Below are 25,011 nucleotides of genomic sequence, written 5' to 3' on the forward strand. Positions count from 1 at the left end.
CCATGCACCGACTCTGCCTTTGCCTGAAGTTCGCATTGCTCGCAGCCTGGTTGGCGATGATGGCCGACATGGCCCGCGCCGGCCCCTCGGCACCGGAGCTGTACCGCCAGCACTGCATCGCCTGCCATGGCGAGCAGCGACTGGGCGGCATGGGTCCGGCCCTGCTGCCCGAGAGCTTGCAGCGGCTGCGCCCCGCCGAAGCGCTGGCTGTCGTGACGCAGGGTCGGGCCGCCACACAGATGCCCGGCTTCCAGGACCAGCTGTCCGCCGAGGAAGCGGCCGCCCTGGTGCAGTGGATCTACACCCCGGTGACGCCTACGCCGCAATGGGGCGAGGCCGACATCCGCACCTCGCGCACCGCCCGGGCCGATGCCGGCAAGCTGCCCGGCCGCCCGGCCTGGAAGGCCGACCCGATGAACCTCTTCGTGGTGGTCGAGGGCGGCGACCATCATGTGTCGCTGGTCGATGGCGACCGTTTCGAGGTCATTCACCGCTTCGCGTCCCGCTTCGCGCTGCATGGCGGGCCGAAGTTCTCGCCCGAGGGCCGCCATGTCTACTTCGGCTCGCGGGACGGCTGGATCACCAAGTACGACCTGTGGAACCTGGCTGTGGTGGCGGAGGTGCGAGCCGGCCTCAACATGCGCAACATCGCCGTCTCGGGCGACGGCCGCTGGGTGATGGCGGCCAACTACCTGCCGCACACCCTGGCGCTGTTCGACGCGGACCTGAACCTGCAGCGCATCTACCCCGCCGCCACGCTGGACGGCAAGACCAGCTCGCGCGTCTCGGCGGTCTACGACGCGCAGCCCCGCCGCAGCTTCGTCGTGGCGATGAAGGACATCCCCGAGCTGTGGGAGATCTCCTATGACCCCGCCGCCGAACCCATCCATGACGGCCTGGTGCACGACTACAAGATGGGCGAAGCCATCGCCAAGCCCGGCCACCTCGGCGTGCGGCGCACACCACTGGACGAGCCGCTCGACGACTTCTTCTTCGACCAGAGCTACCGCCATGTGCTGGGCGCCACGCGGCCCAAGGGTGACGGCAGCCCCAGCGCGCAAGTGGTCAACCTGGACGTGCGGCGCCGCATCGCCCGCCTGCCGCTGGCCGGCATGCCGCACCTGGGCTCCGGCATCACCTTCGCATGGCGAGGCCGCACGGTGCTCGCCTCGCCCAACCTGAAGGACGGCGTGGTGCAGGTCATCGACATGCGCACCTGGCAACCGGTGAAGAGCATCGCCACCCCTGGCCCCGGCTTCTTCATGCGCAGCCATGAGCAATCGCGCTACGCCTGGGTGGACTCCATGATGAGCCCGACGGCCAGGGACACGCTGACTGTCATCGACAAGGCCACGCTGGAGCCGGTTGCACAGATCCGCGAGCCGGGCCGCACCCTGGCCCACATCGAGTTCACCCGAGACGGCCGCCATGCGCTGGCCAGCCTGTGGGAGGACGACGGCGCGCTGATCGTCTACGACGCGCGCACCTTGAAGGAAGTCAAGCGCCTGCCAATGAGCAAGCCCGTGGGGAAGTACAACGTCTGGAACAAGATCTCGCGCTCGGAGGGCACCTCGCACTGAGGTCAGACGCAGCCCTCGGCCACCTTGCACGCGTGCCCCCGTCATCGCCAGCCGGCGCCCGAAGGCAGCACCGGCCCGCGGGCTGGCGCTGCCTGGCCGCCCGCCGGGCCGCTCCCCGTCGGCGCGCCTCACGGCGCGTCGATGATCCACAACGCGGTGGGCCGCGTGGCGTCCGGGTCGTCCGAGGCCTCGAAGGCAATGCGCCGCCCGTCGGGCGACCAGCTTGGCGCACCGTTGTAGCCGGACGAGCGGGTGACCAGCCGGGGCGTACCGCCACTGGCCGCGACCACCGCGATCTGGGCGCCCTCCTCGCCCGGCGGGGTGGCCGAGAACACCAGCTGCTTGCCGTCCGGGGAGTAGGAAGCATCGGTGCAGGACCAGCCGGGCGGCGTCACGCGCTGCACCTCGCTGCCGTCGGGCTTCATCGTGTACAGCGCCCAGTCGTCGCCCAAGCGCTGGAACACGATGCGGTCACCGGCCGGTGACCAGTTCGGCTCGCGGTCGGCGAAACCCCGGGTGATGCGCGTCAGCCCGCCGCCGTTGGCCTGCACCTTCCACAGCTCGGCGGCAGTCTCGCTCACGGACGCCTCGAACACCAGCTGCGACCCGTCCGGCGAGAAACTCGGCTCGATGTAGGGAGCGCCGCTGTGATGCGTGAGGCGCTGCGGCCGGCTGCCGTCGGCGGCGATGGTCCAGATTTCGTCGCTGTCGCCCACTGCGTCGCTGGCATAGGCGATGCGGCCGGCCCGGCTCCAGCAGGCGCCGGGCAGGTTCACGTTGCTGGCGCCGTCATCGATCACCCGGGCGGGTGTGCCGCCGGTGACGGGCACCGTCCACAGGCTCGCGGGGGCCTGGTTGTAGCCGCGGTGCCAGCGGGTGAACACGAGGCGGCGGCCATCCGGGCTGAAGCAGGCATTCTGCGCAGAGGCAGGGGCGGGCAGCGCCACGATGCGGCAGGCACCGTCGGCACGGCAGCCGGGGGCTGGCGCGCCGGCCACGCCACTGGCGGCCTCAGGCGCATCCACCCCTGCGGAGCCGCCGCACGACGCCACGCTCAGCAAGGCTGCGGCCAGCGGCAGCCAACGGGTCAGGGGCCAGGTCACGATGGTGTCTCCTTGGAAGCGCCGCGGCTGCACCGCGGCAAGGTGCCCGCAGTATCGCCATCGCCTGCTGACCGGAAGCTGATGCGCCTGGCGCCGTGCAGCCCGCGCGGGGCCGCTGCCTCAAGTGACGCTGAGCGGCTCCGCTGCGCTGGGGCTGAGCACCTGCCGCAGCGCCACCACCGTGCCGATCACGATCAGCGCCGGCGAGCGCACCTCGTGCTCGCGCGCCAGGGCCGGCAAGGTCGCGAGCGTGCCCACCACGGTCCGCTGCTCGGGCAGCGTGGCACGCTCGACCAGGGCCGCCGGCGTGTCGGCCGCCAGGCCATGCGCCTGCAGCTGCTCGCTGATGGTCGGCAGCGTGCTCACGCCCATGTAGATCACCACGGTCTGCCGGGCGCGTGCCAGTGTCGCCCAGTCGAGGTCCGCGCTGCGCTGTGCGCCCTCGCCGCGCAGGTGGCCGGTGGTCAACACCAGCGATTCGGCATGGTCCCGATGCGTGAGCGGAATGCCGGCGGCCGCCGCCGCTCCCTGTGCCGCGCTGATGCCGGGAATCACCTCGAAGGGGACGCCCGCGGCTGCCAGGGCCTGCGCCTCCTCGCCACCGCGGCCGAAGATGTAGGGATCGCCCCCCTTCAGGCGCAGCACGCTGCGGCCACTTTGCGCCAGCCGCACCATCAGCGCGGCGATGTCCTCCTGCGGCAGCGTGTGGTGGCCGCTTTCCTTGCCCACGTAGACCAGGTCGGCGTCCGGGCGCACCAGCTGCAGCACTTCCCTCGACACCAGGTGGTCATAGAGCACCAGCTGCGCGGCCTGCAGCGCCTTGGCGGCCTTCACGGTGAGCAACTCCGGATCGCCCGGCCCAGCGCCCACGAGCGTGACGCGTGCGGGCCGCCGGGCCGCTGGCGCTGCGCCGGGGGTGAAATGCAAGGGCTCGGTGAGCAGGGTCATGGCAGGCTTTCGATCGATGCGGCACGGCGCCGGATACTGCATTGCACGATCGCCGGCGCAGCGCCGCCTTGAAGCAGTTCAAGCCCAGGGCGGTGCCATGTCGGCATGCTCATCGCCCCGGATAGGCAGCCAGCCGGCGTGCATCGAGGATGTGCACGTCGCGCTTGTCGATGTGGACCAGGCCGGCCGCTTCCAGCTCATGCAGCACCCGAGAGAAGTACTCGGGCGTGAGCGACAGGCGGGAGGCGATGGTGGCCTTGCTGACCGGCAGCGACACGGTGATGACTTCGCCGCTCACACAGTCCTCGGCCACCTGGTCGCGCAGCAGGTAGCCGATCACGCGCTGCAGCCCGCTGTGCAATGCATAGGCCTCCACGTCGTGCACCAGGCCATGCAGCCGGCGCGAGATGCCGGCCAGCATGCGCATGGCAAAGCGTGGGTCGCGCTCGATCTCGTCGACGACCGCGTGCTTCTTCACGGTCAGCAGCAGCGTGTCGGAGAGCGCCTGGGCGTTGATGATGTAGGCCTTGCCGGCGAACATCAGCGCTTCGGCAAAGCTGTGGCCCGGTCCGGCCAGCTCGATGACCTTCTCCTGCCCGGCGGGCGAGATGGCGAAGAGCTTGACCTGCCCGGTGACAGTGACATGGAACTCCTCGCAAGGCTGTCCCACCCGGAAAAGGGTCTCACCGCGCGCCAGGCGGCGCAAGTGGCAGCCGCCCGCCACACGCTCCAGCTCGGCCGGGCTCAGGTCATTGAACAGGGGCAGCACCGACAGGTAGCGGGGCACATCGAAGGCACGGGCATCCAAGGGGGCTCCGACGACAAGGGATGGCAAGGGGTGGGCAAGCAATGACTGATTGTGGGAGTGCCCCACCCTCGCCTTCTTGCGGAACGTCAAGCACCCCGCATCCGACCGGGACGGCAGGTGCCGGCACGGAGCCGGGCGCTGGCGTCATGCACAGGCCAGCGCCGTGCGGCCGGTGGCCGGCCCGGGCCATGACTCGTCCGGGCGCTGCCGTGAGCCGGTGGCCGGCGCGCCCTTCCATGGCTTGCCAGCCGACCGGGCAGCATGCGCATCGCTACGCTCGCTTCGCCGCTCGCAGGCTGCGAAGGTAGGCGCAGAACATGTCGGCCATCGCTTCGGCATAGGCTTGGATCTCTTCCTCCGTGCGGGAGCTTTCGGAGAAATCCTTGCCCACCGCGCCAAGTGTGGTGGTGATGAGGTCGCCGGCCACGGCACGCGTTTCGTCCGAGACCCGGGGCAGCACCTCCCGCATGAAGGCCTGCACGGTGTGATCGGCTGCTGCCCTGGCCTCGTGCGCCTCGGGTGCATCCCGGTAGAGCGGAGCGGCGTCATTGAGCGCGGTGCGGATCTCGGCTTCATCGCATTCCGAGCGGATGAAGGCGTGGACCAGCAGCCGCAAGCGCTCAAGCGGCGGTCGACGCCGGTCCTCCAGGATCGCACACAGCATCTCGGTCGTTCGCCGCCACTCATCGCTCTGCAGGCGAAAGAGGATCGATGCCTTGTTCGGGAAGTACTGATACACCGAGCCGACACTGACGCCGGCCCGTTCGGCCACCCGCGTGGTGGTGAAGCGCTGCGCGCCTTCCTTTGCCAAAACCTGAATGGCAGCTTCGAGAATCGCGGCGACCAGCCCGGCCGAGCGCACCTGCTTCGGCTGTCTCCGTGAGGCGATGGGTGTGCTTCGGCGTTCGGCCATGGGTGTGACGGGCAATGCGAATAGGAAACATGAAGGTTCCTTCATATTATGACGACTCCCTTCACCCACTCTCTTCAGGAAGACCCTGCCATGACGACCCTGACCACCGCACCGCTGGCGGCCCTGCTGGACCGCCTGTTCAACGAAGCCGCCGCGACATCGCCGGCGAACAGCCCCGCGCTCGCCGGACTGACCGAGGCCGACCATGCGCGCCTGATGCGCAGCAAGACCGACTACCGCGACTTCTACGGGCGCCTGAAGGATTTCCCGCTGCCCGTTTCGCGCGAGACCGGCACCCTCCTCTACATGCTGGCGCGAAGCAGCCACGCGCGCACCATCGTCGAGTTCGGCACCTCCTTCGGCATCTCTACCCTGTACCTGGCCGCGGCCCTGCGGGACAACGGAGGTGGCCAACTCATCACCAGCGAATTCGAGCCGTCCAAGGTGGCCCGCGCGCGCGATCACCTGGCAGCCGGGGGGCTGATCGATCTGGTGGAGATCCGTGAGGGAGACGCACTGCAGACGCTGGCCGTCGACCTGCCCGACAGCATCGACCTGGTCCTGCTCGACGGTGCCAAGGCGCTCTATCCCGACATCCTCGGCCTGCTGGAAAGCCGGCTGCGGCCCGGTGCCCTCATCGTCGCCGACAACGCGGACCACAGCCCGGACTACCTGGCACGGGTGCGCTCCCCCTCAGGGGGCTACCTGTCCACGCCGTTCGGCGAAGACGTGGAGCTGTCGATGCGTCTTGGCTGAAGGCGGTCGCTGCACCGGCAGGCCGGCGTGGAGCAAGGTGGCCCTTGCCTCGTGGCTGCTTTCCCTGCCTGCGCCCTGTGCCGCGGGCGCTGCGCAAGCCAGCGGCGCCGTTCATCGTGGCGGCAGCGCCAAGGCGCTGTTCACAGCGGCACCGGCGCCTCGCCGGCTCGCAGGCGCTCGATGTCGCGCGCTGGCGGCGCGCCGAAGCGGCGCCGGTACTCGCGGCTGAACTGCGACGGGCTGCTGTAGCCCACGCGGTGGCCGGCGGTCGCCGCATCAGCCACCTCGCTGAGCAACAGGCGCCGTGCTTCCTGCAGGCGCAGCTGCTTCTGGTACTGCAGCGGGCTCATCGACGTCAACGCCTTGAAGTGCTGGTGCAGCGACGACGGGCTCATGTGCGCCTCCCGGGCCAGCGCCTCGATGCGCAAGGGTTGGTCCAGGTGCGCCCGGATCCAAGCAATCGCCTTGCGGACGCGCTGCCCAGGGCCGTCCGCCCGGGCGAGATGAGCGAGCAGCGGGCCTTCGGGACTTTTCAGCAGCCGGTAGACGATCTCGCGCATGGCCAGCGGCGCCAGCGTCTCGATGTCTTCGGGACTGTCCAGCAGCGCCACCAGGCGCAGCACCGCATCGAGCAGCGGCGCCGAGGTGCGGCTCAACCAGAGGCCACGACCGGTCGGAACCGGCGGGGCAGGCAGCCGCGCCTGCAGCAGCAGCCCGGCGATCTCGCCGGGATCCAGATCGAGCCGGACGCAAAGATAAGGCGCATCCGGCGTGGCCTGCACCACCTGGCCCGAGACCGGCAGCTCGACCGAGGCCACCAGGTAACGGGAGCGGTCGTACAGGTAGGCCTCATCCTGCAACATCACCCGTTTGGCACCGCCCGCAACCACGCACAGCGCCGGTTGCTGCACCGCATGCAGCGGCTGGTTCGGCTGCGACGCGCGGATCAGCGCCAGCCGTCCGATGGCGGTGCTGAACACCCCGTCACCGGACGTGGCACGCTGGATCAAGCTGGCCAGCCGCGTGAGGGGCACCGAGAGGTCCGGGGGCGCCACGTCGGCCGGCGGCCGGGAAAGGGATGAGGAAGTCATGGCGGTAGAGCTTGCCTGGAGACGGCCGCGGTCCCAACCGGGGCCCTGCGTTGCTGGAGGATTGTGCAAGAAGTGGCGGCGTCTGGGCTACCCCCCGGGCAGCGCTGCTTCCTAGACTCGCTTTCATCTTGTACCCCTGTGCTCAGGCACTCACACGAAAGGAAGCGAACATGTCAGGCATCGACGGCAAGGTGGTGGTCATCACGGGCGCGAGCAGCGGCATTGGCGAGGCCACGGCCCGCCTGCTGGCCCGGCGCGGAGCGAAGGTGGTGCTCGGCGCACGGCGCCAGGAGCGACTGGCAGCGCTGGCCGACGCCATCCGCAGTGAAGGCGGCTCGGCCTGCCACCGCACGCTGGACGTGACCCGTCTGCAGGAGGTGGAGGCCATCGTCAGCTTTGCCCGCGAGAGCTTCGGCCGCGTCGACGTGGTGGTCAACAACGCCGGGGTGATGCCGCTCTCTCGCCTGGAGGAAGGCAAGATTGACGAGTGGAACCGCATGATCGACGTCAACATCCGCGGTGTGCTGCACGGCATTGCGGCCGGACTGCCGGTGATGCGGGCGCAGAAGAGCGGCCAGTTCGTCAACGTCTCCTCCATCGGCGGTCATGCCGTGTCCCCCACCGCGGCGGTGTATTGCGCCACCAAGTTCGCGGTGCGAGCGATCTCGGAGGGCCTCAGGCAGGAAGTGGGGGGCGACATCCGCGTCACGGTGATATCGCCCGGCGTGACCGAGTCGGAACTTGCCGACTCGATCTCCGACCCCGGCGCACGTGAGTTGATGCAGGACTTTCGTCGCATCGCGATTGCGCCCGACGCGGTGGCCCGCGCGATCGCCTTCGCCATCGAGCAGCCGGAGGACGTGGATACCAGCGAGATCATCGTGCGGCCGACCGCCAGCCCGTACTGACCGGTGCGGCGGCCCGGCCGCAGCCGGCGCAGTGACGTCCGAGGCCATTGCCGCTGCCGTGCGCGGCTCTGTCCGGCACGGCTGTGACGGGCGGCTCGTCCGGGGCCCCAAGGCCGCTGCCGCGACCGCGGCGCGGCAGCGGTCCGGCAGCCCTCTCATCGACGGACAGGGGGGCGCAGTGCGCGCGGACAGCTGCTGGAGCCCCCCCCGCCTCGCGGCCTGGACGGCGGGCTCGCGGGAAGCAGCCGCGCCTGCAACGCCGGTGGATGGCGGGCCTCCGCCCTGGCCACGAGCCAGGCACCACATGCCCGAAGGTCCATGCATTGAAGCTCACACCTGGCGCCCAAGTCGATGATCTTGCGAGTGGTCTCGAGGCGGGCCTCGTTCACCGGCTCAGACAACAGCAGCCGCAATGTCACGTCCATGCCGAGGGCGCTGCCCGCCGCAGAGGGACTGGTGTAGCGCTCGTTCGTGAGCTCCGCTGGAGGCGGGTTGCGGCACATCTTCCTGATGCCGTGAGGAGCATCGACACCAGTGCAGGCGTCGGACACAGCGCAGCCGAGCACGGCGACCAACACAGCGAGTGCTGGGTTGCCTCACTCGCATCAGCCTTTCCTGGTGGGCCCATCGGACGGTGTGGTCTCTTGTCCACGATACGGCAGACGAGGCAGTTCCTCTGCTGGTCGAGCCCGGCTGCCGCGTCATCGGTTTGAATGAGAGCGGCCCGACGCGGGAGGCCAATACCGCGGCGAAAGGATGGATCAACCGCGCTGCTTCTTGATGGGTGCCGCGACGGGCGGCACATGCCATGGCCAATAGCGAGGGAAATCTCTGTCTGCGACAGCAGCGTTGATCAAGCAATTCGGCTTGAGAAATTGCGGCATGACAAATCGAATGCAGAAGGGTGATCCCGTTCTACATCCATCCCGCATACTTCAATTCATCCCATGAGCATGGAGACAAGCCCGCTTAGAAGAAGCATGGCAAATACACCTCCACCAGCTCATATTTGGAGCATGAGTTGCTGTAGATGACCCGCACGGCCGTTCACGGGGAGCGGCTCCGCGCACTGAACCCACGAAGGAAGTGTCCATGCATGGCCCACTCAAACTGGTGAGTTACGCCGTCGTGCTGCTCATGGCATCGGCGGTCCTGTATGTCGCCTACATCTCGATGACGCATTGGTCCGGCATCGGTGTTTGAGAAAGGCGCCACATGAACAAGAAGCAGACTCGCCTCTTCGCCATCGGCTCCACGCTGGTGGCAGCCGTCGTGTTCCTCGGCCTGACCCTCGACAGCCACCGGCAGTTTCCCAAGCTGACCAATGCCGAGAACATCACGCCCGCCGTCAAGAGCGGCATGGATGTCTGGCACAAGTACAACTGCGTGAACTGCCACACCCTGTTCGGTGAAGGCGCGTACTACGCCCCCGATCTGACGAAGATCACCCAATTGCGCGGAGAGGCCTACCTCACCGCCTACATGAAGGACCCCTCGCAGTTCTACGATGAGCAACGGCATCGCCGGCTGATGCCGAAGCAGGACCTGGCCCAGCAGGAGATCAAGGATCTCATTGCCTTCCTGGATTGGGTCAGCAAGGTGGACAACCAGGGCTGGCCGCCCCGGCCCATCCTGGTGACGGGTGCGACCATTCCGGGCACCGACATGGCGGCCGCCCCTTCCGAGGCGGCGTCCGCACCGGCTGCCGGTGGCACCGCCACGCCACCCGGCGCACGCCCGTTGACGGGAGACGAGAATCCCATCGCCCTCGGCGAGCGGCTGTTCCGCTCGGCGACGCCCGCCTGTAACGCCTGTCACTCCGTGGCGCCCAACGCCAACATGGCGGGGCCGAGCCTGCATGGCCTTGGCGCCCGGGCGGCCCAGCTGGTCGGCTCCCCCGAGTACAAGGGCAAGGCGAAGGATGCTGCTGGCTACATCAGGGAATCGATCCTCGAGCCAAGCGCCCATGTCGTGGCCGGCCCGATGTACTCGGCCAGCGGCACGTCCTTCATGCCCAACACCTACAGCCAGAGCCTGAAACCGGAGCAGGTCGACCAACTCGTCGCCTATCTCTCGTCGCTCAAATAAGCGGGGTACTCCATGCGCTACAAGTCTCAATCAGTCGCCTACTGGTACTTTGCGGTGGCGATGGTCCTGTTCGGCCTGCAGATCGTCTTCGGCCTGCTCTCGGCCGCCAAGTACCTGGGGCCGGACCCGCTGCTCTACATCCTGCCCTTCGACGTCACGAAGGTCATCCATACCAACCTGCTGATCGTCTGGGTGCTGACCGGCTTCATGGGCGCCACTTTCTGGATGGTGCCGGACGAATCGCGCACCGAGCTGCACAGCGTGAAGCTGGCCTACATCCAGCTCGCGATCTGGATGGTCATGGGCGTCAGCGCCGTCATCGGCTACCTGTTCCGCTATGGCACCGGCAACAAGCTGCTGGAGCAGCCGCTGCCCCACAAGATCGCGATCGTGGTGGTGATGCTCATGTTCCTCTACAACATCGGCATGACCATCAGGAAATCCGGTCGCTTCACGACCACCGAAGGCGTGCTGCTGCTGGGCGTGGCGGGGGCCGCGGTGCTGTACCTGCCGGCGTTGCTGCACTATGAGAACTATGTGGTTTCCATCTTCTACCGCTGGTGGACCATCCACCTGTGGGTCGAAGGTGTCTGGGAGATGATCCAGGGCGGCTTCCTGGCCTACCTGCTCATTCGCCTGTCGGGAGCCGACCGGGAGGTGATGGAGAAATGGCTGTACGTCATCGTTGGCCTGGTCTTCATCGCCGGCATCCTGGGCACGGCACACCACTACTACTGGGTTGGCGTGCCGAGCTACTGGCTGCCCATCGGCGGCATCTTCAGCGCGCTGGAGCCGGTGGCGCTGGTTGGCATGGCCATGTACGCCTACTCCGCCATGCGGCGCTCGGGGATGGCGCACCCGAACACCCTGGCCCTGCACTGGACGGTAGGCAGCGCGGTGTACACGCTCTTCGGTGCCGGCCTGCTCGGGCTGGCCCACACTTGGCCGAGCGTCAACAAATGGACGCACGGGACGCTCATCACCGCAATGCACGGCCATGCCGCCTTCTATGGCGCCTACGCGATGATCGTGATGGCCATGATTGCCTACGCCCTGCCCCAGATGGCACCCGGGCGCAAGGAAGAAGGCACGCAGATGGGCTACTGGGCGTTCTGGCTACAGCTGGCCGGCATGTTCGGCATGACCCTGTCGTTCGCCACCGCCGGCATTGGCCAGGTGTACCTGGAGCGCATCATGGGACTCGGCTATCTCGATGCCCAACTGAAGATCCAGGTGCACTTCCTCATGCTCGTGGCCACCGCCTCCTTGTTCGCACTCGGCGTTGCCCTCTACATCATCGACTTCTTCCGCCATGCGCCGCGGTTCGACGTCGTCAACGACGAGGTCGACCACGAGATCCGCACAGCACGGGTGAAACCAGTGGGTGCCTGAGCAGATGGACAATGAGCTGCTGCCACTGGCGACCGATGAGCCGTACTACGTGCCCTATGCCAAAGAGGTCGACATCTTCGAGCAATGCCACGCGCGCGGGCTCGCCGTCATGCTCAAGGGGCCGACCGGCTGCGGCAAGACGCGGTTCGTCGAACACATGGCCTGGCGGCTGCGCCGCCCGCTCATCACCATCTCCTGCCATGACGATCTGACGGCCAGCGACCTGATCGGCCGTTTCCTGGTCCGGCATGACGGCACGCAATGGCAGGATGGGCCCCTCACCCGCGCCGTGCGGGCGGGCGCCATCTGCTACCTGGACGAGGTCGTCGAGGCACGGCAGGACACGGTGGTGGTGCTGCATCCGCTCACCGACCACCGAAGGGTGCTGCCCATCGACAAGACCGGCGAGCAGATCGAGGCAGCGCCCGGCTTCCAGTTGGTGGTTTCGTACAACCCCGGCTACCAGCGCATGCTGAAGGACCTCAAGCCGAGCACGCGCCAGCGCTTCGTGGCCTTCGACTTCAGCTTCCCCCCGCCAGAGCGGGAAGCGCAGATCATCGAGCGTGAAAGCGGTGTGAGCAACGCCAACGCACACGCCCTCGTGTCGCTGGGACACCGGCTGCGCGGCCTGCAGGACCGTGGTCTGGCGGAGGTGCCGAGCACGCGCTTGCTGATTGCGGCCGGGCGCCTCATCGCAAGCGGCATTGACGTCCGGGACGCCTGCTGCTCCGCCATCGTGTCGCCATTGTCCGACGACCCCATGCTGGCGTCGGCCATGCGGGACCTGGTGGATGCGACTTTCGTGTAGGCCGTGGCAGAAGCCGAGGAAGTCATCCAGGACGTCGCGCGGCATGCGACCATCTTCGCGCGCGACCTTTGGCGCAAGCACCGCAAGCAGGCACCCGGCCCCGGCTGCACTGCGCTGCGTGACGTCGCCCAGCGTCTGGACCTGCTGGTCACCGCCGCGTTCGGCAGCAGCTTCCCCTTGCGGGTGGCAGAGCCACCCGCGCCCGCGACCTTCCTGACGAAGCTGTTCCGGCGCAGCGAGGGACCACGGGTCGAACAGGCGGTCCCCTGCACCGACGGCCGCTCGATCTGGCTGCCGGCCGTGCTGCTCGACAACGACGAGTTGACCGCGCTCGAGCAGTACCGGTTGGCCGTTCTGCAGCAAGCAATCCGGGCCGTACGCGGCAGCGCGGCCGTGTGGCAGCAACTCGCGCATCCGGCGGAACAAGCGTTCTTTGTGCTTCATGAGGCAAGCGCTGCCGACGCAGCCCTGGTGCAGCGGCTCCCCGGCCTCCTGCCGGCCCTGCAGCGCTTGCGGCACCGGTCGCTGCGCTTGCGGCCCCCGCTGCATGCCTTTCCCCTGTACCGCCGGCCGCTGGAGCAGCGGCTTCGCGACTTGCTCGATGCGCCGCTGATTTCGCTGCCCCCGGCGTCGGTGGAAAGGTCGCTCGAGCAGGCCCGTCGTGCTGCCGCCGACCTGCCGCGTGCCGGCGAGGGCCGGTGGTTGCTCCGCGACCTGTGGACCGGCGAGTTCCGGGGGGCGCCACGCCTGGCGACGGCCTCGCGGGACGAAGCCGAGCGCCCGCTGGACGACGATGTCAACCCGCGCAGCGCCCGCCTCGGCCGCCGCCCGGAGGTGCGGGAAGCCCCCGAGGACGAAGACGACCAGAAGCCGGGCGCGTGGATGGTGCAGACCGCTCAGCCGCACGAGCAGGCGGAAGACCCGCTCGGCCTGCAACGGCCCACCGATCGAGACGAGTCGACCGCCGCGCAAGAGCTGGCCGACTCGCTATCGGAGCTGCCCGAGGCCCGACTTGTCTCCACGCCCGGCAAAGCCAAGGAGATCCTGCTGTCCGAGGACCCGCCGGACGCCCGGGCCAAGCGCACCGGTTCGCCGCCACTCCCCGGAGAAGCTGGCCTGCGCTATCCGGAGTGGGATGTCCGAACCCAGTGCTATGTCGAGAACCACGTGGCGATCCACCTGCGGGACACCCCGGAAGGCCCCATGCACTGGGTCGAGCAGACACTCGACGAGTACCGGTCGATGCTCAACCTCGTGCGGCGCCGCTTCGAAATGCTGAAGGCGCAGCGTGCTCGCCTTCGCAAGCAGCTCGAAGGAGACGACATCGACCTGGAGGCCTACATCGACGGATACTCCGATTTCCGGGCCGGGCACCCCATGCCCCAGGCGCTGTACCAGACCTATCGGCAGGTCGGGCGTGACATGTCCATCCTCATCCTGACGGACATCAGCGGCTCGACCGATGGCTGGATTTCGGCCCGCAAACGCATCGTCGATATCGAGCGCGAGGCACTGCTCCTGGTGTCGATTGCACTGCAGAGCATGGGGGAGCCCTTTGCGCTGCAGGCGTTCTCGGGCGAAGGTCCGAAGGGCGTGGTCGTCCGGACACTGAAGGCCTTCACCGAACCCTACAGCGAGCAGGTTGCCCGGCGCATCGCGTCACTCGAGCCCGAGCACTACACCCGCGCAGGCGCCGCCATCCGGCATGCCACCGCGACCTTGATGAGCGAGCCGTCCCGGCACCGCTTGCTGCTCCTGCTGTCCGACGGCAAGCCGAACGATATCGACGAGTACGAGGGCCGGTATGGTGTCGAGGACATGCGACAGGCCGTCACCGAAGCCAAGCTCCAGGGCGTGCACCCGTTCTGCCTCACCGTGGACCGCCAGGCGGCCAGCTACATCCCAGGCATTTTCGGCTGGCACCAATATGCCTTGCTGCCTCGCGCAGACTTGCTCCCTGCTGCACTGCTCGAATGGATGAAGCGCCTGGCGGCCGCCTCGGGCGCATAGAGGCCGGCCGCGGCATCGGCGCCCTGGCGGCGAAGCGGCTCCCGCGGTGCCGTGTTCCCGGCGTATGCACCGCGCGCGGTGCCGCGGGGCCGGCTCAGCCCGGCGCCCGCTGCCGGCCGCTCATGGCTCGACGATCGACGCCCTGGCGGGGTCGAAGATCAGCGGGTAGTCGTGCTCGTCAAGCAGATCGAGGAACTCGTCCAGGCCGTCCTCCGTCTTGACCAGACGGTATTCGGGTTCGGACAGCAGATGGACCGTCAGTGTTTCGATGGGATGCCCCTGCTGCTCCAGGTCTTCGAACAGTTCGCGGTCGGTGCGGATGATCGGCGGCAACAACAGGAAGGCGCTGAACTCGCAGAAGGACAAGGGCGGCCGCGGCATAGCGATGGTATGGCCCATTGCGAACCACGTTGCATCGATGAACGGCAGCTTGGCCAGCCAGCGCAGATTGGCCAGGTACTCCGGGTTCAAGTCCCGCACATACCAGACGAGTTCCACCGCGGGCGAAGCATCATCGGCCCCTTCATCAGGCAGTGTCATGAGCTGATCGCTCATACCGGAGGTCACCAGCACATATCCCGGATCGTCGTCCGCGTCGTCGTCGCATTCCTCGATGAAATTGCGCTCGAACACGAAGATGTCGATCGGTTGCGACCGGTCCGGGTCGGCATCGACCAGGTGTGGATCACCCAGCGCCGCCGTCATCGCTGCACGGCGCGCTGGCGCCAAAGGCGTGGCGCTTGCCTCGGTACGCTCCAAATCCCGCATTCTTCCCTCCCTCTGCAAACAGGGCAGCCCACTTCGAGAGCCGGAGACCTGCAGAGCTTGCATCGTCCCGGCGCAAGGCATCCGATTCTAGGCGCGGGGCCGGCGTCGGCGCCCGCCACGCTGGCTCCTTCGATCCAGGAAGCCGGCGGCGCCGCGCCTCAACTCGCGCCGCGGTGTTTCCGTTCAAGGAAGAAGCGGATCATCTCCGCGGTCGCATTCGGGCCCCGGCCGTCCGTGTAGGAGCCTTTGGCGCTGCCGCCCGACCAGGCATGCGGCGAGCCGTGCACGACCCAGCGTTCGGCGATCACGCTGCCATCTGCGGCGCGGTGCAGATGACGCGTGCAGCGGCGAGCGTGATGGCCCTGCACCTGCTGGCACTCGACCGCCGCTGTGGGCCCGGCCACGGCGGCAACGATCTGCTCGGCGTTGCCGGGATGCACGGTGGCGTCCGCATCACCGTGAAAGACGATGGTCGGCATGCCGGTGGCCGCCCCGCCATCGCCGCCCCGGCCACTTTTCATCGCAGCCAGGGCTGATGGCAAGTCCGTCGCGCTGCCAGGGGCGAGGCCGGAATGCACGCCCACGGCGGCATAGAGGTCAGGATAGGTATTGCCGAGGATGGCCGCCATGGCGCCACCGGCCGACAGGCCGGCGACATACACGCGCTGGGCATCGATGGGATGCCGGGCGATGATGTCGCGCGTCAGCTCTGCGAGCAAGGCAGGCTCGCCGCGATGGCGTTGCTGGTGGCTGTGCTTGAACCAGTTCCAGCATCGCTGCGGGTTCGCCCGCGCGCACTGCGCGGGATACAGCACAAAAAATCCCTCGGCCAGCGCGGCCTCGTTCATGCCGGTGCCGGCGGCAAAATCATCCGGGTCCTGGGTGCAGCCATGCAGCATCACCACCAGCGGCAACGGGCGCGCGCCAGCCTGCGGCGGAATGAACAGCTTGTACTCGCGGCTGCCGCCAGCGCTTGTATGGCTGCCGGCCACGAACTCGCCACCCGGCCGCGCCGGCGTGCGGACCGGTGCTGGCGCCGCCGGCGCCTCCCTGTCCGGGCGCTCCCGGGCTTCGACATCGATCACCAGGCAGCCCGCGTCCGCGGAGGCAGGTGGCCGGCCTCCGCCAGATGCCGCACCCGTTCCAGGGAGGGCGTGCCCAAGGGCGGCTCGAATGGCCGAGCTGGCGGCAGCCAGGTCGCCGGATCGGGTGAGGCGGGTCGCCTCGTTCATCAAGCGCTGGAAATCAGGATTCATCATGTGCTCTCCATGAGGCAGTCATCAACAGATGCGCTTGGCGAGAGCGGCTTTGACGGCGGGACTCGCATGCAGCGAGCCCAGCACGGTCAGCGACTCGATGGTGTCGAGCGCCAGTTCGGGAGTGACATCGGCGGCAATGGACGCAAGGCCCAGCACACGGATCTGCAACCGTTCCCCGGCGGCCTGCACCGCGCGGAGATCGTCCGCGGCGTAGTGCTGGATGCCGAGCACCAGGGTGCGGCGCAAGACCACCTGGCGCACCACGTCGCCGTGCGCGGCCAGTTGGTTGCGGATGGCCGTGCGGATCAGGTCGGTCCGGTTCGCATAAAAGCCCTCCTGCACCAGCAGGTCGATCTGCCCCAGGTCTACACACCCGACGTTGATCGTGATCTTCTCGTCGGGCGGCCTGGGGACGGGCGCTTGGTGGGCGGTGCGAGGAGGCATGGCGCCCATCCTAGCACCATCCACTTGGATGGGGCATCTAAAAGGCACGTTGGCTCCGCGGGGGTGCGGCAGGGGTGGCGTGGCCGCCCGGGCGTTTTGCGAAGGGCGCCGCCGCTTGCGCCGCGTCAAGGCGGCCATTGCCTTGGTCGATGCTTCGGCGAGAGCGCTGCGCCCGCCGCATCCAGCGACGACGCCAGCCGAAAAAATTAGTCGTGCCATGCCCTCGTCCGGTGTTACCGTGGGTCGTCGGGTTCCGGATCGCTTCTTCCACGCAGCCGGGCGCCCGTCCTCTCCTGCCGGCCTGTCGCCACGGTGTCCAGTTGCCGGCCGCTCGCCTGGTTCTCGATGGTCGAACCCGCAATGGCTGGCGTTGCCGCTACAGCTGATCCTGGCCGCCCATCGACGCGCAGTTGTCGTTTGCGCAAGCGAGGCCAGCGTCCCTGCCGCTGTGCGTGGACACCTTGAAAGCCGCATGGCATCGCGCGCTTTCAGCTTCATTGATCACCGGGAGGAAACCCTATGCAAGCACAGATGCGGCACGACGCACCTTCGATCCAGCCCGAGCTGCGGTCCCTGTCCATCGGCCGTGCCGACGAGAAAGGCACCGACTTGCTGAGTCTGATACGTTGCACCCCCCTGCTGCGCGTCTTTGCCGTACTGCTCCAGACCACCCAACTGTCAGAGACCCTGGGAGGCCGAGGCCCCTTCACCGTGTTTGCGCCGAGCAACGCAGCGTTCGGCGCGCTGCCTCCTCACTTCCTGCACGAGTCGATGCGCGACATGCGAGTGGCGAGCACCTTGCTCGCCCACCACATCGTTCCGTCGTGTGTGCGTGAACTCGACCTCGGCAGGGGCAGTTTGTCAGCGCTGCGCGGAGAAAGCATCTGCACCCGCAGCGACGCCGATGGCCACTGGTATGGAGCTGGCAGGCTGATGGACACCGGCAGTGCAGCGAGCAATGGTGTCCTGTGGATCATCAACAAGGTGATCACGCCCTCGACACTGTCAAGCCGCCAATCCGCCTCGGAGATCCGGGTGCGCAACCCGTTGCTGTACGGCGTGCCGCGCAATTGAGCTTGGACCGGAGCAGAGGCCCCCCCCTGATGGCCCCGAGAAGCCACAGGCGATCGGCGAACAGCTCGCCCGGTTCGACGGATGCTGCCCACCGGATGGCGGGGTGCCCCGGCCCGCATTGACGCCATCGGGCCTGGAGAGGAAGTGGAACGAGTGTGTCTCGCACCAACGCCACACCCCGAGGACGCCAACACGGCCAAGACGCAGCCAGCGCATGGGCGGGGCAACGAGGGCCCCCGGAGATCCGGTGCCTGCCGCCCCTAATCGGGCCGGAGGCCGGCCGCCGCCGCGCCCGGCACTGAGCGTGGCGTACTTGCCTCGCTATGGATACGCCCTGTCGTCGTGGCCGGGGCACCGCCCGCTGGCACGTCGAGGCCGGTGTGGGCTTCGGCCGGTGCCACCGGGGCGCGATCTGCGCCGCCACAAGCCGGCAGCAGCGCACCGGTCGGCAGCACCGCGAGCAGCGCCAGCACTTGCCGTCGGTGCAGGGAGCTGGCCTCGGCAGCATGCCTCGACATCCCGGCCGCCGGGGCCCGTTCCTGTCGGATCTCCATGACGTATCCCCCTACCCTTGCACCGCGCCGATCGAAGGCGGCCGCCCAAAGGCTTGCCCCCAGGCGTCAGTCTGTCGCTTGTCAGCCCAGTCGAAGCCGGCCGCTGCCAGCGGCGAGCGGTCGGGCAGTCGCATCAACACATCCAGCAAGGGATCCACCGAGGCCGTGCCACTGCGGTCCCTCCCGCTCTCGTACCACTGCGCAAACGACCACGGATGGCCGCCGGCGATGAAAGGCATCGCACCGGAGGGCGTCCACCAGGCGTTGTGGTCCACCATCCAGGCCGCCAGGGCTCCGGCGGGAATCTCCAGGCTGGCGCACGAGGAGCGGTTGATCACGATGTTGTTGTAGAAATGTCCGCTGGTTCCGACCGCCACCTTGATCGCGTGGCATTGCGTATCGGCGCTTGCGACGAAGGTGTTGTTCAGGATTGCATTCCGGGTGGCCACGCCATTGCCGGTACTGTCCGGGCCGATGTAGAGACAGGTCGCCGTGTTCGACGAGCGGCGTTCATGGACGATGTTGCCGTAGATCGAGTTGTTGCTTGAGCGGATGTTCAGCGCCATGCCGGTACCCGCCCCCGCAATCTTGTTGCCGTAGATCAGGCAGCCGTCGCTACCGGCGGAGGTGACGATGGCCGCCTGACGCCCGTTGCATGCAAGGTGGTTGAAGGCAATCACTGTTTGCGGCCAGCCGCGCAGCACATCGACCGCGTTTTCGTTATTGGTCGGAGCTCCGCCGATGAGGGTATTGCCGTAGATGACATTGCCCACACCCAGCCCCACGCCGTCGTGCAGGGTCACCGCATCACCGGTGGCGAAGACCTGATTCCCGGATATCCAGCCGCGGGAGGGTTTTGGCAAGTCGTTTCTACCGACATAGATGCCGGTGGTGACCTTGCGAAGGATGTTGCCCTCGACCACGGAATCGGACGCCGCATAGCGAACCCCGGTCATGGCGTTTTCGCCGACACAGTTCACCACACGAAGCCTGGCACCATGAACCGCCTGGAACAGCGCTCCCACGCCATTGCCAATGAAATGCACGTTCTCGAAGCTCACCGTCTTGCTGGAATCGGTGCATTTCGATTCGATTCCTCGGTCGGGGGTCCATTGCAATACTGGCGCGGCCGCGGCCGGATCACCATAGTCCCGCACCGTGATGGCGCCCGGTGGCTGCACGGTGTTGACCAGCTCGATGACCGCCCCTCGTTTCAGCAGAACCACGGCGCCGTCCGACACATCGACGGAAGAATCCCAGTATTTCTTGGGACTGCGTTCACTCCCGTCCCCGCTGCTAGCGGCGGCCGAATCGATGTAGGTGATGGGCATCTCCCCTCCTCAAGGAATGTGCTGCTCGACGAGCGCTGCGGAGTCTACGCACCGATGTGGACGAGATCCAGACACCACGATGGGGGGCTGGTTCAGCGGCGAAGGCAGCTCACCCGGCCGCCCTCGCGCGCGGTGGTCGCTGACACGGCGATGCAGCGATCGGCACCTGTTTCGCGCCATCGCGAGGCTGCCGCTGGCCCGGGGAGGCGTGACGCGGCCCTGCCGCCGACCACCTCGAACGCACCACATCGCGCCGGGCCGGCGAATTCTCCGCCGCGCGGCGCAGCGCTCGAACCAGCTGCAGGACACCGACGCGGGGCGGACCCCAACGCCGCCACCGAGGTCGCTTCAAGCGGTCGGATCGACGAGCGCGAGATCCACGCCAGGCGTCGCCCGCCGCGCGTGCGGCGGCGCCACCGATGCAGACGGTGCTTGCACTCCTGCGAACGAGAGCACCTCCCCATCCTCCGGAACGAAAAAGCGCTCGCCCAACCCTCGTACGATGGCGGCACTGCGCAGCTGGGCCCGGGTCGTGGGACAGTGGTCGAGGGCTTCAAGATGGTTCGCGACGAAGGCTCCGCGACCAAGCGCCGCCAAGGTCATCGCCTGGCCCCCGTCCATGATGATCTCGCCCCCGAGGTCGAACGCCGCGCCGCCTGCGGGAACGATGCACACATCGGGGTGCCGACGCAGGACGCAGTCCTTTACCGTGTCGGTGAGAACGGTGTCGCCGGCGATGTACAAAGTCGGCTCTCCCGGGAATTCGATGAAGTAGCCGTAGCCGTGGGCCATGAAGCGGCCGACCCAGCCCTCGCCATGCAGGCACGGCACCGGGGTGATCCTCAGCCCGTCCACCGTGCTGCTGCCCGCCTGCTGCAATGCCACCGCATTCAACCCCCGACCCTGCAGGTGCACCAGGTCGTCAGGCATGCACAACACCGGCAGGCCACGCTGGCGCAGCCAGCGGCGCCCCGCGCTGTCGAGGTGGTCGAAGTGCCCCCGCTGGCAGTGCGTGATGAGGGCGTGCGTGGCCCGGTCCAACACGCTGTCGCTGCCAGGCGGCAGGTCGACCAGTGGATTGCGGCGTCGCTGCGTGGTGAACCACTTGAGGCTGGGCAAGGCACCGGCGGCAGCCAGCATCGGATCGACAAGAAGGCGGTGGGGCCCGATCTCCACCAGGACGGTGGCATTGCGCAGTTGTGTGATGTTCATGCGCTCATCCTCTTGTTTTCCCGCCCTTGCTACCATGGCTGCTTTTGCCAGCTTCCGAGCATTTCATGCCAACACCCCCCTCCCGGCGCTTGCGCGTCGGTCTGCTGCTGTACCCGGGCTGCGTGGCATCGGGGCTTCTGGCCACCGCGGACCTGTTGGCCGCCACTAACCTGCGCGCCGGAGCCCGCCGGTTCGATGTGCAGTGGGTGGGACTGCAGGAGGGCGATGTGGTGACGGCTCACGAGCTGCGAATGCGGGCGTCGCAGGGTGTGGCCAGCGCTGCTTGCGATGTGGTGGTGGTGCCCGGCTTCTGGGCCCATTCCGTGACACAGATCGACGCGGTGCTGCAGGGCGAGCGGTCCCTGCTTCGTGCCATTCGCGGCTTGCCGCCATCCACCCAGTGCTGGGCCTACTGCAGCGGAGTCGCGCTGCTGGCCGAAGCGGGGCGCCTGCGCGGTCGTTCGGCCACCGCCACCTGGTGGGCGGCTTCCTGGCTCACAGCGCGCCACGCGGATATCGACTGGCAATGGCAGCACAGCGTGGTCGCGGATCGACACGTCGTCACCGCATCCGGCACACATGGCTACCAATCCATCATCGGCCAGCATGTCACCCGTTGGCTGGGTGGATCCCTATGGCGCGATGTCGAGCGCTTTGCGGTGCTGCCCCGGCCGCAATCGACGCTTGCGGTATTCCAGCGGCTGGAGGCCATCGACAGCGTCGATCCCTTGATGGCGCGTTTGCAAGCCTTGGTCGAAGGTCTGCCGGCGAATCAGCTGCGGCTCGACACCATTGCAGAGGCACTGGCCACCTCCTCACGCACCCTGGCCCGCCGCGTGAGCTCGGCGGCCGGGCACAGCGTCGGGGAACATGTGCGCCTGCTCAAGCTGCGCCAGGCTGGAGAACGCCTCCTGCACAGCGGCCAGACGGTGGCGCAGATCAGCGACGCACTGGGCTTCTCGGACGAGTCGGTCTTCCGCCGCAGCTTCAAGCAAGCGACGGGACTGACGCCAGGTGACTTCGTGAAGTCGTGCGGAACAGGCCCGACCGTCAGGGTGTGATCGAGGCGGCGCTGGTGCCGGGTGATCATCGCGCTTGAAGGCCGTTGTGTGCCGCTGGCAGAGCGACACCGGCGAAGGCGCAGCTGGTCTGCTGGTGCAAGCCAGGCCGGCCCGCGGGCCGATGGATCCTCCAGCGTCTCGATGACAGAGCCCACTCTGGTCAAGGTCGAACCTGCGATGCGAGTCCCTGGCTACTTCTGCAGGATGGTGGCACGCACGACGCCGATGGCCTAAAGTTCCCGGCAGGTTCATGAGGAGGCGCAAGTGAAAGCTCTGTCCAGCTCCTTGAAGGGCAAGTGGGAGGACAGGCTCGAGTCCTTGGTCGTCAAAGATGAGTTGCGGTGCACTTCGAAGCGCCTGCTCATTGACCGCTTGAAGCAAGCAGGACTCGACACACAGCAAGAGGCGGAGTCCCTGGCGGCCATCGAGGCGGGCTTGAAGGTCTTGAACGCATCGCGCATCGCCTTGGCTCGAGCATCGGATCAAGCGCTTGAGCCGCTCCGCTTGTCCAACTCCGATCCCAACTCATCACCACCCCATGCGGCGGATTCGTTCGCCGCCCCGCGCAAAAGCCGCCTGCGACGCCTCTGGGACCGCCTGCGCTCGCACCCGCTGCCCTGGGCTCACGCACAAGAGACCAGCTCGACACGACACTGACTGACTGACCGGGCGATCCGCGACACCGGGATCGACAACGGCAGCAGATGTCGGGCGGTACGCTGTCGCTGAAGGCTCGATAGCATCATCAATGAATGGCCGGCACGGGCCTGTGCCGATGGTTGCTGACACCGAATGAGCCTCAGGCTGGCGCCCCCCCTCCTCATGCCCCCGGGCCTGTTCTCCCACTTGCATGCCGGGAAGCGGTGGTGGGCGCCGGGCGAGCCACTGCGCAGGGCTCGTCTGTTGCAGGTGGAGCGGGCCCGGTCTGCCTTCATGGATGGCAGACGGCATCCCTCGACGGCTCCGTCAACGAATGCCGGCGCACAGGCAGGCGCTGTTCTGCCCGGGGTCGAGGGCTACCGCGGGCCACCAACCACCGGGCGCATCCACACCGAGCCTCCCTTGCGCCGGCCGGACATCGGGAAACCCATGCCGTTTCCCGAGTTGATCCACGCTGCTTCAGGCGCCGTAAACAAAGTCCGAAGACGCCAGGGTCGTGGATGCCGGGGCGCCGACGTTCGCCAGCAGCATCGAGTCACCTCCTGCCCCGGACGTCGGGTTGTACCAAACCGTCCCGTCGGACGTGTTGACGTAGATGCCGCTGGCGCTGGCCGCGGAGTTGCCCGTCAAGCCCGCCCCCTTGAAGAAGGACGCCGCCGCCAGCGGATTGCCGCCCACGGCTCCGCCGACAAACGTCAGCCCGAGAATGCCAGGGTCGATTCCCCCGGCCAGGGCCTGGTCCAGAGCGTTGTCGAGCACCACCGTGTCGTCAGTGGTGTTGAAATCAGTGATGCCGTCTGCATGGCTGGCTCCGCTTTCAGCGAATACGAATCGGTCGAGGCCGCCACCGCCGGTCAAGAGGTCGTTTCCAGTCCCGCCGCTCATCGTGTCCGCGCCATTGCCGCCGTTGAGCTGATCAGTGCCGCCGTTGCCCGCCAACTGGTCGGCACCGTTGCCGCCGAGCAGGATGTCCCCGCCGGCCCCGCCGTTGAGGGTGTCGGCCCCACCACCACCGTCGAGCGTATCGCTGCCGGCACCGCCTTCCAGCACGTCGGCGCCATCATTTCCGTTGAGCGTGTCGTCACCGGCTGCGCCATTCAAGCTGTCGGCACCTGCACCGCCATCCAGCGTATCGTCGCCCGCGCCCCCGTTCAGCGTATCGGCGCCGGCGCCCCCCTGCAGGATGTCGTTGCCGGCCCCGCCGTTGAGGCTGTCCGGACCGTCTCCGCCGTCGAGCGTGTCGTCCCCCGCGCCGCCGTTGAGGGTGTCCACGCCGTTGCCACCCGACAGCGTGTCGTTGCCCGCACCGCCGGCGAGCGTGTCGTCACCGTCGCCGCCGTTCAAGGTGTCGTTGCCCGCCCCACCGGACAGCGTGTTGTCGTTGTCATTGCCGGTGATGACGTTGTCGAGTGCGTTGCCGGTGCCGGAGACCGCCATCAGGGGCCCCGTGTTGTCCAGGGTCAGGTTTTCGACGTTCGCGCCGAGCGAATAGCTAGCCAGCCGCGACACCACGGTATCCGATCCTTCGCCGGCGTTTTCCGTCACGGTGTCTCCTGCGGAATTCACGTTGTAGGTGTCGTTGCCGCTGCCTCCGACAAGTGCGTCATCGCCGGCCGACCAGTTGGCGTTCAAGACATCGTTGCCGGCAAGGCCGGAGATCTGGTCGTTGGCCGCTGTTCCGTTGAGGACATCGTTGCCTGCTGTTCCAGTGATGATGGCCATGTCAATCTCCTTGAAGTGGAACTCCGCCCACACCGTTGCGCTCTTTCTGCAGCGCGCAGTGAGGGCGATGCGCCGAGGTGAACGCAACGCCCTCCATCGAGGACGGCCGCCAGTCCGGAGGTACGCCGCTAGTCCAAGCTAGCCCTCCCGCCGCCGGGAACCAAGCCGATTCTTGTAAGTGATGACAGCGCAGGTCGTGCGCGGGGAGGCAGCTCTCCGATCGGCAGAACATCGCCTTGAAAGAACTCGCCAGCGGAACTGCACGCGGGACGTAGCCCATGCAGTCGGCCAGCGGGACGGGTGGGCTGTGTGGCATGAAACAGGGGCGGAGCGCCGGCCGCGTCATGGACTCACCGCTCAGACGGCCCAAGCGGCCGCTCAAGGCACTACAGCAAGCAGGCCGCGCTGCGCCCCCTGTCAGACAGCGGCCATTGCCTGATTCGCCACCGCGCCCGTAAGAAGGCGCTGCGAGGAAATACCTGCGGGGCGCGACGTCAGACTCCAGGCCCACTTCACCGAGG

The 25,011-nt window shown here is 67.6% G+C and carries 21 protein-coding genes; 10 read left to right on the forward strand and 11 right to left on the reverse strand.

Going from position 1 to position 25,011, the window contains the following annotated elements; genetic code table 11:
- Positions 1–2 precede the first annotated feature (2 nt).
- A complete protein-coding gene (locus N7L95_RS28025; RefSeq protein WP_435870125.1) occupies positions 3–1,580 on the forward strand; it encodes a cytochrome D1 domain-containing protein in 1,578 nt (525 codons plus the stop codon).
- Positions 1,581–1,708: 128 nt separating this feature from the next.
- Here the strand turns inward: N7L95_RS28025 and N7L95_RS28030 are convergent, their stop codons facing one another.
- From N7L95_RS28030 to N7L95_RS28045, 4 genes are all read right to left on the reverse strand, one after another.
- The gene (locus N7L95_RS28030; protein ID WP_301260924.1) at positions 1,709–2,683 is read right to left on the reverse strand and encodes a hypothetical protein; all 975 of its coding nucleotides are present in this window, start codon (positions 2,681–2,683) and stop codon (positions 1,709–1,711) included.
- Between the two features lie 120 nt (positions 2,684–2,803).
- Positions 2,804–3,631 carry a uroporphyrinogen-III C-methyltransferase gene (gene cobA / locus N7L95_RS28035; RefSeq protein ID WP_301260925.1) on the reverse strand — a complete coding sequence of 276 codons (828 nt, stop codon included), beginning with the start codon at positions 3,629–3,631 and terminating at the stop codon, positions 2,804–2,806.
- 109 nt (positions 3,632–3,740) lie between these two features.
- Positions 3,741–4,439: a Crp/Fnr family transcriptional regulator gene (locus N7L95_RS28040; RefSeq protein ID WP_301260926.1), complete on the reverse strand. Its 699-nt coding sequence runs from the start codon at positions 4,437–4,439 to the stop codon at positions 3,741–3,743.
- A 271-nt stretch (positions 4,440–4,710) separates the two neighbouring features.
- Positions 4,711–5,352, reverse strand: coding sequence for a TetR/AcrR family transcriptional regulator (locus N7L95_RS28045; RefSeq protein WP_301261188.1), 642 nt, complete (start codon positions 5,350–5,352; stop codon positions 4,711–4,713).
- Positions 5,353–5,442: 90 nt separating this feature from the next.
- On the opposite strand from N7L95_RS28045, the gene N7L95_RS28050 reads away from it, so the two are divergent.
- The gene (locus N7L95_RS28050; RefSeq protein WP_301260927.1) at positions 5,443–6,108 is read left to right on the forward strand and encodes an O-methyltransferase; all 666 of its coding nucleotides are present in this window, start codon (positions 5,443–5,445) and stop codon (positions 6,106–6,108) included.
- A 140-nt stretch (positions 6,109–6,248) separates the two neighbouring features.
- On the opposite strand, the gene N7L95_RS28055 is transcribed toward N7L95_RS28050, so the two are convergent.
- Complete coding sequence (locus N7L95_RS28055) at positions 6,249–7,199, reverse strand: AraC family transcriptional regulator (RefSeq protein ID WP_301260928.1); 951 nt, start codon at positions 7,197–7,199, stop codon at positions 6,249–6,251.
- Between the two features lie 170 nt (positions 7,200–7,369).
- On the opposite strand from N7L95_RS28055, the gene N7L95_RS28060 reads away from it, so the two are divergent.
- From N7L95_RS28060 to N7L95_RS28080, 5 genes are all read left to right on the forward strand, one after another.
- Positions 7,370–8,107, forward strand: a complete 738-nt coding sequence (locus N7L95_RS28060) for an SDR family oxidoreductase (RefSeq protein WP_301260929.1) — start codon at positions 7,370–7,372, stop codon at positions 8,105–8,107.
- Between the two features lie 1,215 nt (positions 8,108–9,322).
- Complete coding sequence (locus N7L95_RS28065; RefSeq protein ID WP_301260930.1) at positions 9,323–10,195, forward strand: c-type cytochrome; 873 nt, start codon at positions 9,323–9,325, stop codon at positions 10,193–10,195.
- 12 nt (positions 10,196–10,207) lie between these two features.
- Positions 10,208–11,587 (forward strand): cbb3-type cytochrome c oxidase subunit I, encoded by a 1,380-nt coding sequence (locus N7L95_RS28070; protein ID WP_301260931.1) that lies wholly within the window; start codon positions 10,208–10,210, stop codon positions 11,585–11,587.
- A 4-nt stretch (positions 11,588–11,591) separates the two neighbouring features.
- Positions 11,592–12,395 (forward strand): CbbQ/NirQ/NorQ/GpvN family protein, encoded by an 804-nt coding sequence (locus tag N7L95_RS28075; RefSeq protein WP_301260932.1) that lies wholly within the window; start codon positions 11,592–11,594, stop codon positions 12,393–12,395.
- Between the two features lie 3 nt (positions 12,396–12,398).
- Positions 12,399–14,405 carry a nitric oxide reductase activation protein NorD gene (locus N7L95_RS28080; protein ID WP_301260933.1) on the forward strand — a complete coding sequence of 669 codons (2,007 nt, stop codon included), beginning with the start codon at positions 12,399–12,401 and terminating at the stop codon, positions 14,403–14,405.
- Between the two features lie 120 nt (positions 14,406–14,525).
- Here the strand turns inward: N7L95_RS28080 and N7L95_RS28085 are convergent, their stop codons facing one another.
- The 3 genes from N7L95_RS28085 to N7L95_RS28095 all read right to left on the reverse strand — a co-directional run bounded on the left by N7L95_RS28085 (position 14,526) and on the right by N7L95_RS28095 (position 16,876).
- Positions 14,526–15,173 (reverse strand): suppressor of fused domain protein, encoded by a 648-nt coding sequence (locus N7L95_RS28085; RefSeq protein WP_301260934.1) that lies wholly within the window; start codon positions 15,171–15,173, stop codon positions 14,526–14,528.
- Positions 15,174–15,331: 158 nt separating this feature from the next.
- Entirely contained in the window at positions 15,332–16,258 is a 927-nt protein-coding gene (locus N7L95_RS28090; RefSeq protein ID WP_435870133.1) for an extracellular catalytic domain type 1 short-chain-length polyhydroxyalkanoate depolymerase, read from the reverse strand.
- A gap of 195 nt (positions 16,259–16,453) precedes the next feature.
- Positions 16,454–16,876, reverse strand: a complete 423-nt coding sequence (locus N7L95_RS28095) for a CopG family transcriptional regulator (protein ID WP_301260935.1) — start codon at positions 16,874–16,876, stop codon at positions 16,454–16,456.
- Positions 16,877–17,395: 519 nt separating this feature from the next.
- Between N7L95_RS28095 and N7L95_RS28100 the strand changes: the two genes are divergently transcribed.
- Positions 17,396–17,950, forward strand: coding sequence for a fasciclin domain-containing protein (locus N7L95_RS28100; RefSeq protein WP_301260936.1), 555 nt, complete (start codon positions 17,396–17,398; stop codon positions 17,948–17,950).
- A 565-nt stretch (positions 17,951–18,515) separates the two neighbouring features.
- On the opposite strand, the gene N7L95_RS28105 is transcribed toward N7L95_RS28100, so the two are convergent.
- Positions 18,516–19,835, reverse strand: coding sequence for a NosD domain-containing protein (locus N7L95_RS28105; protein WP_301260937.1), 1,320 nt, complete (start codon positions 19,833–19,835; stop codon positions 18,516–18,518).
- A gap of 348 nt (positions 19,836–20,183) precedes the next feature.
- Positions 20,184–21,047 (reverse strand): MBL fold metallo-hydrolase, encoded by an 864-nt coding sequence (locus N7L95_RS28110; protein WP_301260938.1) that lies wholly within the window; start codon positions 21,045–21,047, stop codon positions 20,184–20,186.
- A gap of 65 nt (positions 21,048–21,112) precedes the next feature.
- Between N7L95_RS28110 and N7L95_RS28115 the strand changes: the two genes are divergently transcribed.
- Both N7L95_RS28115 and N7L95_RS28120 read left to right on the forward strand, forming a co-directional pair.
- Positions 21,113–22,108 (forward strand): GlxA family transcriptional regulator, encoded by a 996-nt coding sequence (locus N7L95_RS28115; RefSeq protein WP_301260939.1) that lies wholly within the window; start codon positions 21,113–21,115, stop codon positions 22,106–22,108.
- Between the two features lie 264 nt (positions 22,109–22,372).
- Positions 22,373–22,765 carry a hypothetical protein gene (locus N7L95_RS28120; protein WP_301260940.1) on the forward strand — a complete coding sequence of 131 codons (393 nt, stop codon included), beginning with the start codon at positions 22,373–22,375 and terminating at the stop codon, positions 22,763–22,765.
- Positions 22,766–23,227: 462 nt separating this feature from the next.
- Here the strand turns inward: N7L95_RS28120 and N7L95_RS28125 are convergent, their stop codons facing one another.
- Positions 23,228–24,490, reverse strand: a complete 1,263-nt coding sequence (locus N7L95_RS28125; protein ID WP_301260941.1) for a calcium-binding protein — start codon at positions 24,488–24,490, stop codon at positions 23,228–23,230.
- Between the last annotated feature and the right edge of the window lie 521 nt (positions 24,491–25,011).

The sequence above is a fragment of the Eleftheria terrae genome, from assembly GCF_030419005.1.
Lineage (GTDB): Bacteria > Pseudomonadota > Gammaproteobacteria > Burkholderiales > Burkholderiaceae_C > Caldimonas > Caldimonas terrae.

Excerpts from the sequence above, each read along its gene's own strand:
- N7L95_RS28085 (WP_301260934.1), bottom strand. The coding sequence starts at position 15,173 with ATGCGGGATTTGGAGCGTACCGAGGCAAGCGCCACGCCTTTGGCGCCA.
- N7L95_RS28095 (WP_301260935.1), bottom strand. The coding sequence starts at position 16,876 with ATGCCTCCTCGCACCGCCCACCAAGCGCCCGTCCCCAGGCCGCCCGAC.
- N7L95_RS28065 (WP_301260930.1), top strand. The coding sequence starts at position 9,323 with ATGAACAAGAAGCAGACTCGCCTCTTCGCCATCGGCTCCACGCTGGTG.
- N7L95_RS28055 (WP_301260928.1), bottom strand. The coding sequence starts at position 7,199 with ATGACTTCCTCATCCCTTTCCCGGCCGCCGGCCGACGTGGCGCCCCCG.
- N7L95_RS28115 (WP_301260939.1), top strand. The coding sequence starts at position 21,113 with ATGCCAACACCCCCCTCCCGGCGCTTGCGCGTCGGTCTGCTGCTGTAC.
- N7L95_RS28125 (WP_301260941.1), bottom strand. The coding sequence starts at position 24,490 with ATGGCCATCATCACTGGAACAGCAGGCAACGATGTCCTCAACGGAACA.
- cobA (WP_301260925.1), bottom strand. The coding sequence starts at position 3,631 with ATGACCCTGCTCACCGAGCCCTTGCATTTCACCCCCGGCGCAGCGCCA.
- N7L95_RS28050 (WP_301260927.1), top strand. The coding sequence starts at position 5,443 with ATGACGACCCTGACCACCGCACCGCTGGCGGCCCTGCTGGACCGCCTG.
- N7L95_RS28100 (WP_301260936.1), top strand. The coding sequence starts at position 17,396 with ATGCAAGCACAGATGCGGCACGACGCACCTTCGATCCAGCCCGAGCTG.
- N7L95_RS28025 (WP_435870125.1), top strand. The coding sequence starts at position 3 with ATGCACCGACTCTGCCTTTGCCTGAAGTTCGCATTGCTCGCAGCCTGG.
- N7L95_RS28070 (WP_301260931.1), top strand. The coding sequence starts at position 10,208 with ATGCGCTACAAGTCTCAATCAGTCGCCTACTGGTACTTTGCGGTGGCG.
- N7L95_RS28045 (WP_301261188.1), bottom strand. The coding sequence starts at position 5,352 with ATGGCCGAACGCCGAAGCACACCCATCGCCTCACGGAGACAGCCGAAG.
- N7L95_RS28075 (WP_301260932.1), top strand. The coding sequence starts at position 11,592 with ATGGACAATGAGCTGCTGCCACTGGCGACCGATGAGCCGTACTACGTG.
- N7L95_RS28105 (WP_301260937.1), bottom strand. The coding sequence starts at position 19,835 with ATGCCCATCACCTACATCGATTCGGCCGCCGCTAGCAGCGGGGACGGG.
- N7L95_RS28110 (WP_301260938.1), bottom strand. The coding sequence starts at position 21,047 with ATGAACATCACACAACTGCGCAATGCCACCGTCCTGGTGGAGATCGGG.
- N7L95_RS28060 (WP_301260929.1), top strand. The coding sequence starts at position 7,370 with ATGTCAGGCATCGACGGCAAGGTGGTGGTCATCACGGGCGCGAGCAGC.